The sequence below is a fragment of the Pseudomonas sp. 18058 genome (genome assembly GCF_902706155.1).
GTDB classification, from domain to species: Bacteria; Pseudomonadota; Gammaproteobacteria; order Pseudomonadales; family Pseudomonadaceae; genus Aquipseudomonas; species Aquipseudomonas rustica.
In genome coordinates this window covers 24,975-42,181 of the sequence record NZ_CACSJY010000033.1, presented here as the reverse complement: position 1 = coordinate 42,181, position 17,207 = coordinate 24,975, and the positions used below count along the sequence as shown (strand labels likewise).

General features: G+C 58.6%; 18 protein-coding genes. 7 read left to right on the top strand and 11 right to left on the bottom strand.

Going from position 1 to position 17,207, the window contains the following annotated elements:
* The first annotated feature begins 189 nt into the window (after positions 1 to 189).
* On the top strand, positions 190 to 1,314 hold the full coding sequence (locus GVL50_RS18360; protein ID WP_159814654.1) for a GNAT family N-acetyltransferase: 1,125 nt from the start codon (positions 190 to 192) through the stop codon (positions 1,312 to 1,314).
* A 113-nt stretch (positions 1,315 to 1,427) separates the two neighbouring features.
* Here GVL50_RS18360 and aqpZ read toward each other — a convergent pair whose 3' ends face one another.
* The 5 genes from aqpZ to GVL50_RS18335 form a co-directional block, all read right to left on the bottom strand.
* A complete protein-coding gene (aqpZ, locus tag GVL50_RS18355) occupies positions 1,428 to 2,123 on the bottom strand; it encodes an aquaporin Z (RefSeq protein ID WP_053118157.1) in 696 nt (231 codons plus the stop codon).
* A gap of 278 nt (positions 2,124 to 2,401) precedes the next feature.
* On the bottom strand, positions 2,402 to 4,234 hold the full coding sequence (locus GVL50_RS18350; RefSeq protein ID WP_053118159.1) for an ABC transporter ATP-binding protein: 1,833 nt from the start codon (positions 4,232 to 4,234) through the stop codon (positions 2,402 to 2,404).
* A gap of 88 nt (positions 4,235 to 4,322) precedes the next feature.
* A complete protein-coding gene (locus GVL50_RS18345) occupies positions 4,323 to 4,886 on the bottom strand; it encodes a peptidylprolyl isomerase (protein WP_053118162.1) in 564 nt (187 codons plus the stop codon).
* A 3-nt stretch (positions 4,887 to 4,889) separates the two neighbouring features.
* Positions 4,890 to 5,693 carry an alpha/beta fold hydrolase gene (locus GVL50_RS18340; RefSeq protein ID WP_159814653.1) on the bottom strand — a complete coding sequence of 268 codons (804 nt, stop codon included), beginning with the start codon at positions 5,691 to 5,693 and terminating at the stop codon, positions 4,890 to 4,892.
* A gap of 14 nt (positions 5,694 to 5,707) precedes the next feature.
* Positions 5,708 to 6,631 (bottom strand): LysR family transcriptional regulator, encoded by a 924-nt coding sequence (locus GVL50_RS18335; RefSeq protein WP_008086429.1) that lies wholly within the window; start codon positions 6,629 to 6,631, stop codon positions 5,708 to 5,710.
* A gap of 49 nt (positions 6,632 to 6,680) precedes the next feature.
* Here GVL50_RS18335 and GVL50_RS18330 point away from each other — a divergent pair, with 49 nt between their 5' ends.
* From GVL50_RS18330 to GVL50_RS18320, 3 genes are all read left to right on the top strand, one after another.
* Positions 6,681 to 6,995 carry a hypothetical protein gene (locus GVL50_RS18330; RefSeq protein ID WP_053118166.1) on the top strand — a complete coding sequence of 105 codons (315 nt, stop codon included), beginning with the start codon at positions 6,681 to 6,683 and terminating at the stop codon, positions 6,993 to 6,995.
* 231 nt (positions 6,996 to 7,226) lie between these two features.
* Complete coding sequence (locus tag GVL50_RS18325) at positions 7,227 to 7,826, top strand: FMN-dependent NADH-azoreductase (RefSeq protein ID WP_053118168.1); 600 nt, start codon at positions 7,227 to 7,229, stop codon at positions 7,824 to 7,826.
* 329 nt (positions 7,827 to 8,155) lie between these two features.
* On the top strand, positions 8,156 to 9,022 hold the full coding sequence (locus GVL50_RS18320) for a carboxylate/amino acid/amine transporter (RefSeq protein ID WP_159814652.1): 867 nt from the start codon (positions 8,156 to 8,158) through the stop codon (positions 9,020 to 9,022).
* Positions 9,023 to 9,149: 127 nt separating this feature from the next.
* Here GVL50_RS18320 and GVL50_RS18315 read toward each other — a convergent pair whose 3' ends face one another.
* The gene (locus tag GVL50_RS18315) at positions 9,150 to 10,448 is read right to left on the bottom strand and encodes a mechanosensitive ion channel family protein (protein ID WP_053118172.1); all 1,299 of its coding nucleotides are present in this window, start codon (positions 10,446 to 10,448) and stop codon (positions 9,150 to 9,152) included.
* 191 nt (positions 10,449 to 10,639) lie between these two features.
* On the opposite strand from GVL50_RS18315, the gene GVL50_RS18310 reads away from it, so the two are divergent.
* The gene (locus GVL50_RS18310) at positions 10,640 to 11,980 is read left to right on the top strand and encodes a DEAD/DEAH box helicase (RefSeq protein ID WP_053118174.1); all 1,341 of its coding nucleotides are present in this window, start codon (positions 10,640 to 10,642) and stop codon (positions 11,978 to 11,980) included.
* A gap of 89 nt (positions 11,981 to 12,069) precedes the next feature.
* Here GVL50_RS18310 and GVL50_RS18305 read toward each other — a convergent pair whose 3' ends face one another.
* Both GVL50_RS18305 and GVL50_RS18300 read right to left on the bottom strand, forming a co-directional pair.
* Positions 12,070 to 12,345: a hypothetical protein gene (locus GVL50_RS18305; RefSeq protein WP_053118177.1), complete on the bottom strand. Its 276-nt coding sequence runs from the start codon at positions 12,343 to 12,345 to the stop codon at positions 12,070 to 12,072.
* A gap of 182 nt (positions 12,346 to 12,527) precedes the next feature.
* The gene (locus GVL50_RS18300) at positions 12,528 to 13,262 is read right to left on the bottom strand and encodes a thioredoxin family protein (protein WP_159814651.1); all 735 of its coding nucleotides are present in this window, start codon (positions 13,260 to 13,262) and stop codon (positions 12,528 to 12,530) included.
* 175 nt (positions 13,263 to 13,437) lie between these two features.
* Here GVL50_RS18300 and GVL50_RS18295 point away from each other — a divergent pair, with 175 nt between their 5' ends.
* Positions 13,438 to 13,830, top strand: a complete 393-nt coding sequence (locus GVL50_RS18295) for a hypothetical protein (RefSeq protein WP_053118180.1) — start codon at positions 13,438 to 13,440, stop codon at positions 13,828 to 13,830.
* Positions 13,831 to 13,933: 103 nt separating this feature from the next.
* Here the strand turns inward: GVL50_RS18295 and GVL50_RS18290 are convergent, their stop codons facing one another.
* The 3 genes from GVL50_RS18290 to GVL50_RS18280 all read right to left on the bottom strand — a co-directional run bounded on the left by GVL50_RS18290 (position 13,934) and on the right by GVL50_RS18280 (position 16,005).
* Complete coding sequence (locus tag GVL50_RS18290) at positions 13,934 to 14,806, bottom strand: DUF6279 family lipoprotein (protein WP_159814650.1); 873 nt, start codon at positions 14,804 to 14,806, stop codon at positions 13,934 to 13,936.
* Positions 14,807 to 14,882: 76 nt separating this feature from the next.
* Complete coding sequence (locus GVL50_RS18285; protein ID WP_159814649.1) at positions 14,883 to 15,599, bottom strand: TorF family putative porin; 717 nt, start codon at positions 15,597 to 15,599, stop codon at positions 14,883 to 14,885.
* Positions 15,600 to 15,816: 217 nt separating this feature from the next.
* A complete protein-coding gene (locus GVL50_RS18280) occupies positions 15,817 to 16,005 on the bottom strand; it encodes a hypothetical protein (RefSeq protein ID WP_016702300.1) in 189 nt (62 codons plus the stop codon).
* A gap of 340 nt (positions 16,006 to 16,345) precedes the next feature.
* On the opposite strand from GVL50_RS18280, the gene GVL50_RS18275 reads away from it, so the two are divergent.
* On the top strand, positions 16,346 to 17,182 hold the full coding sequence (locus tag GVL50_RS18275; RefSeq protein ID WP_053118186.1) for a S1 RNA-binding domain-containing protein: 837 nt from the start codon (positions 16,346 to 16,348) through the stop codon (positions 17,180 to 17,182).
* Positions 17,183 to 17,207: the final 25 nt, after the last annotated feature.

The following is a 17,207-nucleotide window of genomic DNA, read 5'->3' as shown; positions in this document are numbered from 1 at the left end:
CTCTAAAAACAGGCGCCAGTATCGCGATGGTTTATGACAGTGCAGTGGCACAGTGATGGCAGGATGATGACGATGGGTGTTTGGCCGGAACAATTGATTTAGAGCGGTGTCGGCCGAAGGAGCGTGTGCAAAGCACGTCGATAAGCGATACTCGCCGGGCTTTGAAGCCCCGATGTGGAGAGCCCGTTGATGCCGTTGCAACGCCTGCAAAACCTGTCAGAAATCGCCCCGGCAAGCTGGGATGCGCTGGTGCCCGAGAATCAGCCGTTTCTGCGGCATGCCTTTCTCAGTGCGCTGGAAGACAGCGGCAGCGTTGGCCCGCACACCGGTTGGCTGCCGGAGCATTTGCTGCACATCGAAGATGATCGCCTGATTGCCGCGCTGCCCAGTTACCGCAAGTGGCATTCCTACGGCGAGTACGTGTTCGATCATGGCTGGGCCGACGCCTGTGCCCGCGCCGGTATCGACTATTACCCCAAACTGTTGATCGCCGTGCCGTTCAGCCCGGTCAGCGGCCCGCGCTTGTTGGCGGCGAATGTCGAGGACGGTTTCGAACTGCTGAAAAGCCTGCCGGGTTATCTGGAGATCGAAGAGCTTTCCAGCGCACACATCAACTTCACTGACCCGTTTACCGATGCAGCGATGGCCGAGCAACCCGGCTGGTTGCAGCGCATCGGCTGTCAGTATCACTGGCAAAATCGGGGTTATCGCGACTTTCAAGACTTCCTCGACGTGCTCGCCTCGCGCAAGCGCAAGCAGATGCGCAAAGAGCGCGAGCAAGTGGCGGGGCAGGGTTTTGAGTTTGAATGGCTGGAAGGACGTGAGCTGGATGAGGCGCAGTGGGATTTCGTTTATGCCTGCTACGCCAATACCTATGCGGTGCGCCGACAAGCGCCTTATCTGACGCGGGAGTTTTTCAGTTTGCTCGCCGAGCGCATGCCCGAAGCGATTCGTGTGGTGTTGGCAAAACAGGGCTCACGGCCGGTGGCGATGGCTTTCAGTCTGGTCGGTGGCGACAGTTTCTACGGCCGTTATTGGGGCTGCCTGGCCGAGTTTGATCGGCTGCATTTCGAGACGTGTTTTTATCAGGGCATGGAGTATGCGATTGCCAATGGCTTTCAGCGGTTTGATGCGGGTGCTCAGGGGGAGCACAAATTGATTCGCGGGTTTGAGCCGGTGATCACGCATTCTTGGCATTACTTGCGTCATCCGGGGCTGAAAGCGGCGGTCAAAGACTTCCTCGAGCAAGAGCGCGCCGGCGTCCTCGCTTATGCCGAAGAAGCCCGAACAGCCTTGCCCTACCGCCAAACCTAGAACCCATGTAGGAGCAGAGCTTGCTCGCGATAGCGGTGTACCAGTCACGAAAGTATCGACTGATACACCTCTATCGCGAGCAAGCTCTGCTCCTACAGGGTTTTGTGTTGGGCTCAGGTTTCTTCTTTGCCCAGCCAGCGGTAGATTCCGCCGCCGACCACCGCGCCTATCAGCGGCGCCACCCAGAACATCCACAACTGCGCAATCGCCCAGCCGCCCACCATCAGCGCCGGCCCGGTACTGCGCGCCGGGTTGACCGAGGTGTTGGTGACCGGAATCGAGATCAAGTGGATCAGCGTCAGGCCGAGGCCGATGGCAATCGGTGCCAGTCCCGGTGGCGCGCGTCTGTCGGTCGCGCCGAGGATGATGATCACGAACATCGCGGTCATCACCAGCTCAGTGACAAACCCTGCCGCCATCGAATACTTGCCGGGAGAATGCTCGCCATAACCGTTGGACGCGAGGCCGGAGGCAATATCGAAACCTTCCTTGCCGCTGGCGATATGAGCGATCAACGCCGCCGCGAGGATCGCGCCGAGCACTTGGGCAATGATGTAAGCAGGCAACTCTTTGGCGGGGAATCGACCGCCGACGACCAGACCGACCGACACGGCCGGGTTGAGGTGACATCCGCTGATGTGGCCGATGGCGAACGCCATGGTCAGCACCGTCAGACCAAACGCCAGGGCCACCCCCAGCACGCCGATACCCAGCGGCGAAGACGCGGCGATCACCGCACTGCCGCAACCACCCAACACCAACCAGAACGTACCCAACAACTCCGTAGCTGAACGTTTCAACAGAGACATGAGAAGAGTCCTTGATAGCGCTGCTATCGAGACTGCATCGAGTTGTGCGTCCTTGCAGACTTACGACAGGCTCCGTTCCGAAGCCTTGGCTGAGTACAGCAGGGTTTTTACGGATTTCCAGCGGGGCAAAAAAGCAAAGATCGCAGCCTGCGGCAGCTCCTACAGTGATCGTTCCCACGCTCTGCGTGGGAATGCCTCAAGGGACGCTCCGCGTCCAGTGACGCGGAACGTCACGGGCTGCGTTCCCACGCGGAGCGTGGGAACGATCATTCAGTGCATCAGTCGATACCGACGAACCCCCCGGTCTGGTGCGCCCACAGCCGCGAATACAAACCGCGATGCGCGAGCAGCTCAGCATGAGTACCGCTCTCGGCAATCTTGCCGTTCTCCAGCACCACCAGCCGATCCATCCGCGCAATCGTCGAGAGCCGGTGCGCGATCGCAATCACGGTTTTGCCCTGCATCAAGGTTTCCAGACTTTCCTGAATCGCCGCTTCGACTTCCGAGTCCAGCGCCGAGGTGGCTTCGTCCATGATCAGGATCGGCGCGTCCTTGAGCAGCACTCGCGCAATCGCAATGCGCTGACGCTGACCACCGGACAACTTCACCCCACGCTCGCCGACGTGCGCATCGAAACCGGTACGGCCCTCGGCGTCCGACAGCAGCGGAATAAACTCATCGGCGCGCGCCTTGTGTACCGCGTCCCACAACTCGGCATCGGTCGCGTCCGGTTTGCCGTACAACAAGTTGTCGCGGATCGAACGGTGCAGCAGCGAGGTGTCCTGGGTGATCATGCCGATGCGCGCACGCAGGCTTTCCTGACCGACGTCGGCGATGTTCTGCCCGTCGATCAGAATGCGCCCGCCCTCGACGTCGTACAGGCGCAGCAGCAGGTTGACCAAGGTCGATTTACCGGCGCCGGACGGCCCGATCAAACCGATTTTCTCGCCGGGTTTGATGTTCAGGTTGAGGTCGCCGATGATCCCGCGCTTCTTGCCGTAGTGAAAATCGACGTGCTCGAAACGCACTTCGCCACGGGCTACTTGCAGCGGTTTGGCGTCTTCGCGATCGGTGACGCTGACCGGTTGTGCGATGGTCTGCAGACCGTCCTGCACCATGCCGATGTTTTCGAAAATCCCGGTGACCACCCACATGATCCAGCCGGACATGTTGACGATGCGAATCACCAGACCGGTCGCCAAAGCAATCGCGCCGACGGTGATCAACGATTGCGTCCACAACCACAGGGCCAACGCGGTGGTGCCGACGATCAGCAAGCCGTTCATGGTGGTGATCGCCACGTCCATGCTGGTGACCACGCGGCCAGCCAGTTGCGCTTTGACGGTCTGCTCTTCGATGGCTTCTTTGGCGTAGTGCTGTTCGAAATTGGTGTGGGCGAACAGCTTCAGCGTGGCGATGTTGGTGTAGCCGTCGACGATGCGCCCCATCAGTTTCGAGCGCGCGTCGGAGGCTTCCACCGAGCGTTGTTTGACTCGTGGCACAAAGTAGTAGAGCGCGCCGATGTAGGCGGCAATCCACAGCAGCAACGGGATCATCAAACGCCAGTCGGCTTCGGCAAACAGCACCAGCGAACTGATCGCGTAAATCACCACGTGCCACAGCGCATCCACCGCTTGCACCGCAGAATCACGCAGCGAGTTACCGGTCTGCATGATGCGTTGGGCGATGCGCCCGGCGAAGTCGTTCTGGAAGAAATTCAGGCTCTGCTTAAGCACATAGCTGTGGTTCTGCCAGCGGATCATGCTGGTCATGCCGGGGCTCAGCGTCTGATGCACCAGCAGGTCGTGCAGGCCGAAAAAGATCGGCCGCAACACGAGGGCAACCACCACCATCCACGTCAGTTCGAGGGCGTGGTCGCTGAAGAAATTCGGGTTCGGCGTGCCTTGGGCCAGGTCGATGATGCGGCTCAGGTAACTGAACAGCGCCACTTCGATCAGCGCGGCAAACAGGCCAACGACGAGCAGGGCGGCGAAACTCGGCCAGACCTGTTTGAGGTAGTAAACATAGAAGGGCCAGACACGGTCTGGAGGGGACGCCGTGGGGGCGTCGCGGAATATGTCGATCAGTTGTTCAAAACGGCGATAGAGCATCAGATAACCGCCCGGAATGCGGGCTCTCCTTTTATCAGTGTGAGCGGCGTGGGATCAGCCCGGCGCCGCTCGATATGCCCTGCAGTACTCAGTCGATGCGCTTGGCCGACTTGATGATCACAGGGTCGACAGGCACGTTTTGCATGCCGCTTTTGGTGGTGGTCTGCGAGTTGACGATGATGTCGACCACGTCCATGCCCTTGACCACTTTGGCGAATACCGCGTAACCGGCGTCACGGCCCGGGTCGAGGAAGGCGTTGTCAGCCACGTTGATGAAGAACTGGCTGGTGGCCGAATCCGGGTTGGAAGTGCGCGCCATCGACAGCGTGCCGCGAACGTTGTGCAGGCCATTGCTGGCTTCGTTCTTGATCGGTGCCTTGGTGTCTTTCTGTTGCATTTGTTGGGTGAAACCGCCGCCCTGAGCCATGAAGCCCGGAATCACGCGGTGGAAAATGGTGTTGGTGTAGAAGCCGCTGTCGACGTACTCAAGGAAGTTCTTGGTACTGATTGGCGCCTTGACCGGATCCAGCTCGATTTCGATCTGGCCGTTGGTGGTGTCCAGCAGCACGTGTGGCGCCTTGGCTGGCGTCGCTGCCATCAGGTTGGCGGCAAACAGCACGGTACCGGCGGCGAGGGCGAGTTTTTTCAGCATGGGTCAGTGATCCTGAGATTGAAGGTCGGCTGTGGCGAGAAACTCCAGCAGCGTTTGATTGAAGCGTTGCGGTTGGTCGAGCGGGGTGGCGTGGCGGGAATCGTCGATCACCACCAGCCGCGCATCAGGCAGCAGTTTTACATAGGTTTCTTTCAGCGCGACGGGTGTGTAATCACTGTCGGCGCTGACGATGAGGGTTGGACAGGTCACGCGGGAAAGTCGTTCCTGAACGCCCCAACCGACAATCGCATCGAAGCTGGCGAGATAAGCACGTTTGTCGTTTTTTGCCCAGCGTTCGGCCATTTTCTGCCGCAGATCGGCCTGTTCCGGTTTGGGAAAAAGTTTGCCGCCGAGGGCTTTGCCGATGGTCGCGAGGCTGAGCACGCGCATCAGGCTCCAGCGTTTGAACCACTGCCAATAGTCATCACGGCTGCGCAGTTTCACTTCGGGCGCGCTGTTGACGATGGTCAGACTCTTGAGCAGCTGCGGTTGATCGACGGCGAACTGAAAACCGATCATGCCGCCCATGGACAGCCCGGCGTAGTGCACCGGGCCGAGGTTCAAATGTTCGATCAGCGCAATCAGGTCGGCACTGAAACCGGCGATGCTGTAACGCTCACGGGGTTTGTCCGAGCGGCCGTGGCCGCGAACATCCGGAACGATCACCCGGTAGTGCGCGGCGAGTGCCGGGATCTGCATTTCCCAGTCCAGCGTGCTCGAACCGAGCCCGTGAACCAGCAGCAACGGCGTACCGTGGCCATATTCCTCGTAGTGCAGGTTGCAACCTTCGTGCTCGAAATACGCCATCGGTGGACTCCGTGTCAGGCTTGTTCAGGGGCGGCGTACGGCGCATCCAAAGGCAACGTATCGAAGGTGCGCAGTAGTTCGATGAGGATTTGCGTCGCCGGGCCCAGGGGTTTGTCTTTGTTCGAATACAGATAGAAGCTGGAGTTGCGGGTGCCGCCCCTGTCCAACGGTAGCAGCTTGAGCGAGCCATCCTTGAGTTCTCGTTCAATCATGTGCCGAGGCAACCAGGCAAAACCCAGACCGCTGCTGACAAATGTCGCGGCGGTGGCGAGGCTGCCGACCGTCCAACGCTGTTCAGCGCCGAGCCAGCCGACATCGCGGGGTTGCTGGCGGCCGGAGTCGCGGATCACCACTTGCATCTGCGTTTCCAGATCCTGAAAGCTCAATTCACGATTGAGCCGGTGCAGCGGGTGATCGGGGTGGGCGACGGCGATGAACTCGACGTCGCTCAATTCCGCCCCGAGGTGGCCGGGAATGCTCAGGCCGGTGATGGCCAGATCGGCTACGCCTTCAAGCAGAACTTCTTCCACACCCGACAACACTTCTTCACGCAGACGCACGCGGCAACCACGGCTCTGCGGCATGAACGCGGTCAGTGCGCGCACGATGCGCGCACTCGGGTAAGCGGCGTCGACCACCAGCCGCACTTCCGCTTCCCAGCCTTGCTCCATGTGATGGGCAAGGTCTTCGAGCTGACTGGCCTGTTTCACCAATTGCCGCGAACGGCGCAGCAACACGCCGCCGGCTTCGGTGAGCACGGCTTTACGCCCATCGATGCGCAACAGCGGCACGCCGAGCTGATCCTGCATGCGCGCGACGGTGTAACTCACCGACGACTGCGAGCGGTGCAGGGCCTCGGCGGCCTGGGCAAATCCGCCATGGTCGACCACGGCCTGCAATGTTCGCCATTGATCCAGGGTCACGCGGGGCGCTTTCATCAATAGCTCCTCTTGTCCTAAGCTGGCGATCCCTCATGGAGACTGCCGAATGAAAAAATTCTGTTGTGTGTTGCTGGCGCTGCTGCCGCTGACGGCGTTTGCGTACCCGATCGACGTGGAAAAGGATCTCAACGGTTTGAAGATCGACTACGAAACCTACGACACCGACAACGACATCGGCTCCATTCGGGTCGCCAACTACGGCGATGTCGATGCGACGTGCAAGGCCGTCTTCAGCAACGGCCCCGAGGCGCCGCGTACCCGCAGCATCGATGTTCCGGCCGGCAAACATAAAAACGCCACGGCCAAGTTCACCCGCTCGATCATCAAGTTGCGCATCAAACTGACCTGCGTCCCGAAATAACCCCGGATCCCATTGTGGGAGCGAGCTTGCTCGCGATAGCGGTGTGTCAGATAAATTAATGGTGCCTGACACTACGCCATCGCGAGCAGGCTCACTCCTACAGGGTAGGTATCAGCATCTAAACGAATTATTCGATACTTTGCAGCAATTATTTGCGCTTTTTCATCGATTCAACTCTGTTTAACCTTCACTCCATCGACTTACAACATTCTCGGATGGAGGCTACACAACATGTCCCGCGTTCTGATCATTGAAAGCAGCGCCCGCCAGCAAGACTCGGTGTCCCGTCAACTGACCCAGACCTTCATCAGCCAGTGGAAAGCTGCACACCCTGCCGATCAGATCACCGTGCGTGACCTCGCCGTGAACCCGGTACCGCATCTGGACGCCAACCTGTTGGGTGGCTGGATGAAACCTGCCGAACAGCGCAACGCCAGCGAACAATCGTCGCTGGATCGCTCCAATGAATTGACTGATGAACTGCTCGCCGCTGACGTGCTGGTGATGGCTGCGCCGATGTACAACTTCGCCATCCCGAGCACCCTCAAGGCTTGGCTCGACCACGTGCTGCGTGCCGGCGTGACTTTCAAGTACACCGAAACCGGCCCGCAAGGCCTGCTCAGCGGCAAGCGTGCCTACGTGCTGACCGCTCGCGGCGGCATCTACGCCGGCGGCCCGGCGGATCATCAGGAACCGTACCTGCGTCAGGTCATGGGTTTCATCGGTATCAACGACGTGACCTTTATCCACGCCGAAGGTATGAACCTTGGCGGCGACTTCCAGGAGAAGGGCTTGAATCAGGCCAACGCCAAACTGTCCCAGGTCGCTTGACAGGTTAATCGCCAGATAATCTCTGGATGGTCTAGTGACCTGGCGCAACCCCTTCAAGGTTCCACGCGCATCGAACCTCCCTTTGCACTTGTTGCTCCTGAGTGCTGTAGCCCGATTGAACGCATAGGCGAGATCGGGCTTTTTTTTGCCCGGGATTTGTCATTGCTCTTCTGTAGGAGCCGAGCTTGCTCGCGAAAGCGGTGGATCATTCGATATCGTTGTCGCCTGACACGCCGCCTTCGCGAGCAAGCTCGGCTCCTACGGGGGATTTGTGTTGGTTGCAGAATCGAAAACCGCTATCGTCGCCGCCATTCAAAACCGAGGCGAGCATGGGCTATCTACTTTTTGTCACGCTGATCCAGGCGTTTTCCTTCAGTCTGATTGGCGAGTATCTGGCCGGTCATGTCGACAGTTACTTCGCCGTGCTGGTGCGCGTGGTGCTGGCCGGGCTGGTGTTCATCCCGCTGACCCGCTGGCGCTCGGTCGAACCGTCGTTCATGCGCGGCATGCTGATGATCGGTGCGTTGCAGTTCGGTGTGACCTACGTCTGTCTGTACCTGAGCTTCCGCGTGCTGACGGTGCCGGAAGTGTTGCTGTTCACCATCCTCACGCCGTTGCACGTGACGTTGATCGAAGACGCGCTGAACCGCCGCTTCAACCCGTGGGCGCTGATCGCCGCACTGGTGGCGGTGAGTGGGGCGGCGGTGATTCGTTTCGACAGCATCAGCCCGGACTTCTTCATGGGCTTCCTGCTGCTGCAATTGGCCAACTTCACCTACGCCGCCGGGCAGGTGATGTACAAACATCTGGTGGCCAAGCACCCGAGTGATTTGCCGCATTACCGACGGTTTGGCTTCTTCTACGTCGGCGCGCTGGCGGTGGTGCTGCCAGCGTTTTTGCTGTTCGGCAAAGCGAATTTTCTGCCGGAAGCGCCGCTGCAGTGGGGCGTGCTGCTGTTTCTCGGACTGGTCTCGACCGCGCTGGGCATGTACTGGTGGAACAAGGGCGCGTGCATGGTCAATGGCGGGACGTTGGCGGTGATGAACAACCTGCATGTGCCGGTGGGGTTGCTGCTGAATCTGCTGATCTGGAATCAGCATGAGGAGCTGGGGCGGTTGTTCCTGGGTGGTAGCGTCATCCTTGCTGCCGTGTGGATCAGCCGCCTGGGCATCCGCAAATCACCAGCCACCGCATAACCCCTGATTGAAAACTGTCCCCTGTGGGAGCGGGCTTGCTCGCGAAAGCGGTGTGTCATTCAACGATTATGTCGACTGATCTGACGCCTTCGCGAGCAAGCCCGCTCCCACAGTTTTGGTCTGTGCGTTACATAAGATGTTTTTGTGGCTCGGGGATGCTTGCCGAGCCGAGCACCGCTGGCAACAGGCCAGAGCGCAAATCCCCGCCACTCGGCTGCTGATACAAACTCAGCCCGAATTCCGGCAACACCGCCAGTAGATAATCAAAAATATCCCCCTGAATCCGCTCGTAATCCGCCCACGCCGTGGTGCGGGTGAAGCAGTAGATCTCCAGCGGAATGCCCTGCGCCGTGGTCTGCATCTGCCGCACCATGCAGGTCATGTTCGGTTGAATCTCCGGATGACTCTTCAGATACGCCAACGCATACGCGCGGAACGTGCCGATATTGGTCATGCGCCGGCGGTTGGCCGACATTGCCGCAACGTTGCCCTGAGCCTCGTTCCACGCCTTGAGCTCGGCCTTTTTGCGGCTCATGTAGTCGGTCAGCAAATGCACCTGCGAGAGCTTTTCTTCCTCGTCATCGCGGATGAAGCGCACGCCGCTGGCGTCGATGAACAGGCTGCGTTTGATCCGGCGTCCGCCGGATTGCTGCATGCCACGCCAGTTCTTGAACGACTCGGACATCAAGCGCCACGTCGGGATCGACACAATGGTCTTGTCGAAATTCTGCACCTTGACCGTGTGCAAAGTGATGTCGACCACATCGCCATCGGCGCCGACTTGCGGCATTTCGATCCAGTCGCCAACCCGCAGCATGTCGTTGCTGGTCAACTGCACGCTGGCGACGAACGACAGCAGCGTGTCTTTGTAGACCAACAGAATCACCGCCGACATCGCACCGAGACCGGAGAGCAGCAACAGCGGCGAGCGGTCGATCAGCGTGGCGACGATGATGATCCCGCCAAACACATACAGAACCATTTTCGCCAGTTGCACGTAGCCTTTGATCGAGCGCGTGCGGGCGTGTTCGGTGCGCGCGTAGATATCGAGCAGGGCATTGAGCAGCGCGCTGATGGTCAGCAGCAAAAACAGGATGGTGAACGCCAGTGCGACGTTGCCGAGGAAATTCATCGCGGTTTTGCTCAATTCCGGCACCAAGTGCAGGCCGAACTGAATCACCAGCGACGGGGTGATCTGCGCCAGGCGCTGAAACACTTTGTTGTGGCGTAAATCGTTGATCCAGTGAAACGCCGGCTGGCGACCGAGCATGCGGCTGGCGTGCAGGATCAGGTAGCGCGCCACTCGTCCGAGTACCAACGCGATCACCAACAGCAGCATCAGCGCGAGGCTGGCTTGCAGGATCGGATGCTGTTCGAGGGTGCCCCAGAGGTCCTGGGCGTTGAGCCAGAGCTGTTTGATATCCATAAGTGAAACGATTCTTCTGTAAGACGCGATGGCCGATTAGAGCATTTAAGACGCTAGGTATTACGTTTGGAGACAAATCAGGCAACAAAAAAACCACTGATTGCTGCCGTTTGCATAAAGAAACTCGGCCTGAGCGCTCGAAACCGGTAACCTATGCAGCTGTTTTTTTGCATATCTTCGAGGTAGCACCCGTGTTTTCCCAATTCGCCCTGCACGAACGCCTGCTTAAAGCTGTGGCCGAGCTGAAATTTGTCGAGCCAACGCCTGTGCAAGCCGCGGCCATCCCGCTGGCGCTCCAAGGGCGTGATTTGCGGGTGACTGCGCAAACCGGTAGCGGCAAAACCGCCGCTTTCGTTCTGCCAATCCTCAATCGCCTGATCGGCCCGGCCAAGGTTCGCGTCAGCATCAAGACGCTGATCCTGCTGCCGACCCGCGAGCTGGCCCAGCAAACCCTGAAGGAAGTTGAGCGTTTTTCGCAGTTCACCTTCATCAAATCCGGCCTGATCACTGGCGGTGAAGACTTCAAGGTACAGGCCGCGATGCTGCGCAAGGTGCCGGACATCCTCATCGGCACCCCGGGTCGCATGATCGAGCAACTCAACGCCGGCAACCTTGACCTCAAGGAAGTCGAAGTGCTGGTGCTCGACGAAGCCGACCGCATGCTCGACATGGGCTTCTCCGAAGACGTTCAGCGTCTGGTCGACGAATGCACGAACCGTCAGCAAACCATGCTGTTCTCGGCCACCACCGGTGGTTCCGGCCTGCGCGAAATGATCGCCAAAGTGCTGAACAACCCTGAGCACTTGCAGCTCAACGCGGTCAGCCAGCTGAACTCGACCACCCGTCAGCAAATCATCACCGCCGACCACAATCAGCACAAAGAGCAGATTGTGAACTGGCTGCTGGCCAACGAGACCTATCAGAAGGCGATCATCTTCACCAACACCCGCGCCATGGCCGACCGCATCTACGGCCGCCTCGTGGCTCAGGAATACAAAGCGTTCGTGCTGCACGGCGAGAAAGACCAGAAGGATCGCAAACTGGCGATCGACCGTCTGAAGCAGGGCGGCGTGAAGATCCTCGTGGCCACCGACGTGGCGGCCCGTGGTCTGGACGTTGATGGTCTGGACATGGTGATCAACTTCGACATGCCCCGCAGCGGCGACGAATACGTGCACCGCATCGGTCGTACTGGTCGTGCCGGTAACGACGGCCTGGCGATCTCGCTGATCTGCCACGGCGACTGGAACCTGATGTCGAGCATCGAGCGCTACCTCAAGCAGAGCTTCGAGCGCCGCACCGTCAAGGAAGTCAAAGGCACCTACGGCGGGCCGAAAAAGGTCAAGGCCTCGGGCAAAGCCGTTGGCGTGAAGAAGAAAAAGACCGACGCCAAGGGCGACAAGAAGAAAACTGCCGCCAAGACGCCGACCAAGCGCAAGAGCGCCAACCGTCCGAAGCCAGACTCGTTGGTAAGCAGCGACGGCATGGCCCCGCTCAAGCGCCGCAAGCCAGCAGAGCCAGCGGCTGAGTAAGACTTTTCAGGCGCACAGAAAAAACCCGGACAATATCCGGGTTTTTTTTCGCCCCTCTGTAGGAGCTGCCGAAGGCTGCGATCTTCGCTTTAGCCTTCCGCCTTCTTCTCCGCCGTACCCAACTCTTTCAAGCGCTGATCAATCAACTGGCACTTGTCCGGCAGATCCGCACTGGCCGTGCCCAGATCCATTTTCTGCAACTCGGCGTTGATCTCTTTGGCCTTGGCCGGATTCTGTTCAGTGAGCTTGGTGACCTCTTTGGCCAGTTGTTCACGTTTGGCGGTCGCCTCCTCAGGCGTGCAGGCCCAGACGGGCAGGGCGCAGGCAAGGGTGGCGGCGAGGGTGAGCTTGATCAGGGTTTTCATGGGGGCAGGCCTCAGTTCCGGTTAAGGCGGGTTAACCGGTTGAGGGGCAAAGCCTGTGAAAAGTTCAGAAACTGTAGGAGAACCTGTGGGAGCGAGCTTGCTCGCGAAAGCGGTATGTCAGGCACTATTCATGGTAGCTGACCCGACGCTTTCGCGAGCAGGCTCACTCCCACAAAGGACGATCAGTTGCCGTGGCAGCAGCTGGATTTTGTCGCGCCTTCATACCGATCATGATGCCGCACCCATTCCATGATCTCGTCTTCATTGCGGCCCTTCGGCGTCAGGTCGAGGTAGTTGTAGGCGCCGACCAGCATGTCCAGACCTCGGGCGTAGGTCGAATAGGTGTGGAAGATGTTTCCGGCGTTGTCCTTGTAAAACACGCTCAGCCCGGGCATTTCTTCTTCGGCGCTGTCAGTTTTTTCGTAGTTGTACGTAGCCTTTCCGGCGGCAACATCCTCGGCACGGGCGCACACGCCGAAGTCATAGTTGAAGTCGCAGCCTTCTGAGGATACCCAGTCAAACTTCCAGCCCATGCGTTTTTTGAAGTCTTGAAACTGGTTAAACGGTGCGTGGGACACCGCAACCACGGCGATATCGTGGTGGGCCAAATGCTGGTTGGCGCCGTCGATGTGGTCGCTGAGGAACGAGCAACCCTGGCAGCCTTCCTCCCAATCCTTGGCGAACATGAAGTGGTAGGCGACCAATTGGCTGTGGTCGCCAAACAGGTCAGCCAGCTTCAATTCGCCGTTCGGGCCCTGGAAGTGGTAGTCCTTGTCGACTTTCACCCAAGGCAAGGCGCGGCGTTCAGCGCTGAGGCGATCGCGCTCTTTGGTGAAGGCTTTTTCGTGTTCAAGATGTTGTTTGCGGGCGGCGAGCCATGCTTCACGGGACACCACCGGATGATTCTCAACGTTCATGATGATTTCTCCTGCGGGGTTGAAACCGTCTGTTTCAGACTAGTCGTTTAACCCGCCGGGAAATCGACAGACCGCCGGTCGGTCGGCAACGGAAATACAGCTGAACGGCTGCGTCAGGCTCCGGTCACAACCTAGGTACGCGCCCCAAATCATGCGCACCGGAGGTTGAATCAGGATGACGACTTATAACTGGGATTTGATTGAACGCTTGCTGCACGAAGTGCAAAACAGCGCCGGCCACAGCTTCGCCCCTCGCGCCTACGCTGAGGATTACGCGGCGGAGAAAGCCAGCGCCGGCGAGCCGATCGAGAATCTGGATCACCTGAAAACGGTGGCCTGCGACTATGAACGGCTGTTGCTTTTGCGCGGTTTTATCCAGCCGCGTCCGGATGAAGAGGGCAGCACCGGCAACAATTTTTCTCTGACCCCGCGCGGTTCGAGCTTGCTGAGCCTGATCGACAGCAGCATTCCCGGCAATGACCACCCGCGTCAGGTGCTGGATGAACAGGCTGATGCGCTGGATGAAGCGACGTTTGATGAAGTCGCCTCGAAAGCCCAGATCGCCTAAAGGTTGACCGCGATCCTGTAGGAGCCGAGCTTGCTCGCGAAGGCGGCGTCAGCCCCAACATTATTGTTGAATGACAGACCGCTTTCGCGAGCGAGCTCTGCTCCTACAAGGATTTTTGTGCGGCCTTCAGACATTTGAGGTCGTTGAAGTCTTTGCGTACGCCTTCGATTTTTTTCAATAAGCGCTGACGCTGCTGCGGCGTGCTCTCCGCCATCAAATCAACGAACAACGAGCGTGCCTGCGCTTCGGTATCGGCGTAGGCCTTGCGGTAATCCGCTGTCCATAAGCTCTCGCGATTCACCAGAAGCGTCTCGATACGCTGTGGGAATTCTGCACTCTTGCGTTGCGCCACGGCGGCACTGAACTGCTTTTGCCAATGCGCGCGGTTGGCGATCCACTGGGTGTTCTGATCCCCGAGAGCGTTAGTCCAGGCCACTACACGCTGTTCTTGGGTGGCGCTCAGCGGCCCGAGCCAGTCGTTTAGGCGTTTGGTCATGCGCTCGCCACGTTCCTTGATCTGCTGGGCCAGCGGCGGATTGACGTAATCCTGCTGGCGTTTGCGCAAGTCCTTGGCGAACGCTTCATTCATCTCCGCCACTTGCTTGTCGTCCAGGCCTTGCAGCAATTCGATGGCTGACGGGGTGATCTCTTTCGCGGTTTCGGCGATGGCTTGCTTGGCTTCGGCGGTGCGCGCCTGCAGGGCGGCGTCGGTGACCTGATTGGTCTCGACCATGGTTTGCAAGCGATCCAGCCAGTCGAGGTAACCCGGTAATTGCGTGGTGCAGTGCCAGTTCAGGTGTTCCTTGAGGCGCTCGTTGAACCAGTCTTTCTGCTCGCCGTTCATGTCGACGTAGTCGCCGAGCGTCCACGGAATGATCACGTCGAGGTTGCGATAGGCCAGGCCGACGCGGCTGCAGGCGCCGAGGGCGAGGGTGAACATCAATAGCGCGGCAATGTGCTTGAACCAGCGAGACATGGGCGAATCCTTGCGATGGCCGGCCTGAGGGTCTGATGTGTATGTGAACGCAGAATGAGCCCGGCAGTTCAGCCGATCAATAGAAGGCGCGTTCGGCCTTGAGCGTGACGAGGCCGTCGCACTGGCTGTTGTGGCCGGAATAGGCCGAGCAATCGCTGCCGCTGAGGCTGGAGTTGCTGTAAATGAGATCGAGATCGACGCCCATGACCGGGCGGGAAAATTTCACCGACCAATCGGTAAAACTACTGACGTAGCCGCCGTCCACCGCTACTGGCGAGTTCAACTGGTGGGTGGTGTATTTCATGCTGACGCCGATGCCGAACGGCTGATTGCCGCCAAGGTCGGCGAAAAGGGTGTTGTTCTGTTTATCCGGGTCGTTGCTCAGCGCGATGCCGAAGCGGCTGCCAAGCAGGGTCAGGCCACCGAACACTTCCTGGCTGTCGAGAGTGTCGACCTTCGGATAGCTGTAATGAATCATCCCGACTTCGTAGCCGAGCAACTGATCGAATGGTTGTTTAAAGCCGACGTAGGAGTCGATTTCAAGGTTCTTGCCCGGCGAGATGCCCATGCTCGGTGCGTACTGACCGACGTAGAGGCCACTGTCGTGGCTCAGATCGAGACCGCCGTGGAACGAACCGACCGCCGCCGGTTTGACCAGACCCTGCGCCATGCTGCGGCTGGGTGTGGTGCCGAGCTTGAGGTCGAAATCACCGAGTTCACGCTGGAAAATCTGCGCGTGCGCGGTCGTTGCCGCGAACAGGCCTACAAGCAATAAACAGGAAGATGTGCGCATGCGTCACTCCATGAACAGCGAGCGCAGGACGGCGGGCCTGCTGAAACGCTTGATCTAGACGCGTGCAAGGATACCGGCGAATGCTCGGCATTGAAGGCCGTTCGTCGATTATTGAATATTTGCTGTTTGGTTTGTTTAAAACGGGGAGGGTGTTGCGCGGTGCCAGTCCAGGCGCTTCGAAGCTCAAAGCGCCTCTGGACGGGTGTAAAACCGGGTGTTACTTCTTGCCCAGGCTGATCTGCTTGGACGGGCCGAACGTCTGGCCACTGACGCCTTTGGCAATTTGCTGGATCTCGCCGCCGGACTTGAGGAACGCTGCGATTTGATCGTTGATCGATTCGCTGGTTTCAACGGCTGGAGCTGGCTTTGCTTTGCTGTTGGATGCTTTTACACGCATGGCGGCCATTAACCTGTAGAAAAGTAACTCGGCCAGGCATCGTACAGTAATTACTTGACAATTGCTTGGTAAATATCCCCGGGAATAACCCAGTGCGGTGCTGCATTATTCGCGGTTAATTAATTGGAATATCCAGCTAACCTGCTGTTTTAAATAAGATCATTGCTGTTTGACGGGACATTATGTCGCGGCTGAACCCCTCGCTGGCAGACTGACGAGCGGCACCTCGCTCGTCGGCGATCAAGGAAAATCAAGGCGCGGCGCAGTTTTAGCCGAAACCGAGGATCTGCCGGCGAACGTTCGCGGCAAAAACGGGTAGAATGCCGCCCACGTAATGAGGGTTCTGGAAATGGCTTTAGTCGGGCGTTACAACAGTTTGCAAGTGGTTAAACACACTAACTTCGGTTTATATCTGGACGGCGGTGCGGACGGCGAGATTCTTTTGCCCAACCGTTATATCCCTAAAGATATTCCCAGCGAAGATGAAGATTGGCTCAACGTTTTTGTTTATCTGGACAGCGAAGACAAACTTCTCGCTACCACAGAGAAACCAAAAGTTCAGGTCGGCGAATTTGCCAGTCTGAAAGTTGTTGAAGTCAACAGCATCGGTGTGTTCCTCGATTGGGGGCTGCCGAAGGATCTGTTGCTGCCGTATTCCGAAGAAAAGCGCCAGATGACTGCCGGCGAGTACTGCGTGGTGCACGTCTACCTCGACAAGCACACCCGCCGCATCACCGCCACCGCGCGGCTGGATCGCTACCTCGACAAAACCCCGGCCAATTACAGCCAGGGCCAGGAAGTTGATCTGCTGGTTGCCGAAGCCACCGACATGGGCTTCAAGGCGATCATCAACAACAAGCACTGGGGTTTGATCCATAAGAACGAAATCTTCAAGTTCATGCGCGCCGGCATGAGCGAGAAGGGCTACATCAAGGAAGTGCGCGCCGACGGCAAGATCGCTCTGAGCCTGCAACCGGTGGGTCAGGAAGCAGCGAGCAGCCTTAACTCGAAGATTCTCGCCAAGTTGCGTGACAACGACGGCACGCTGCCGGTCAGCGACAAGAGCGATCCAGCGTTGATCAGCAGCCTGTTCGGCGTCAGCAAAGGCAACTTTAAAAAGGCCATCGGTTCGCTGTACAAGGAAGGCAAGATCGTTATTCATGCCGATCGCATTGAACTAACCTGAGTCCACGCCAGCCCCATGTAGGAGC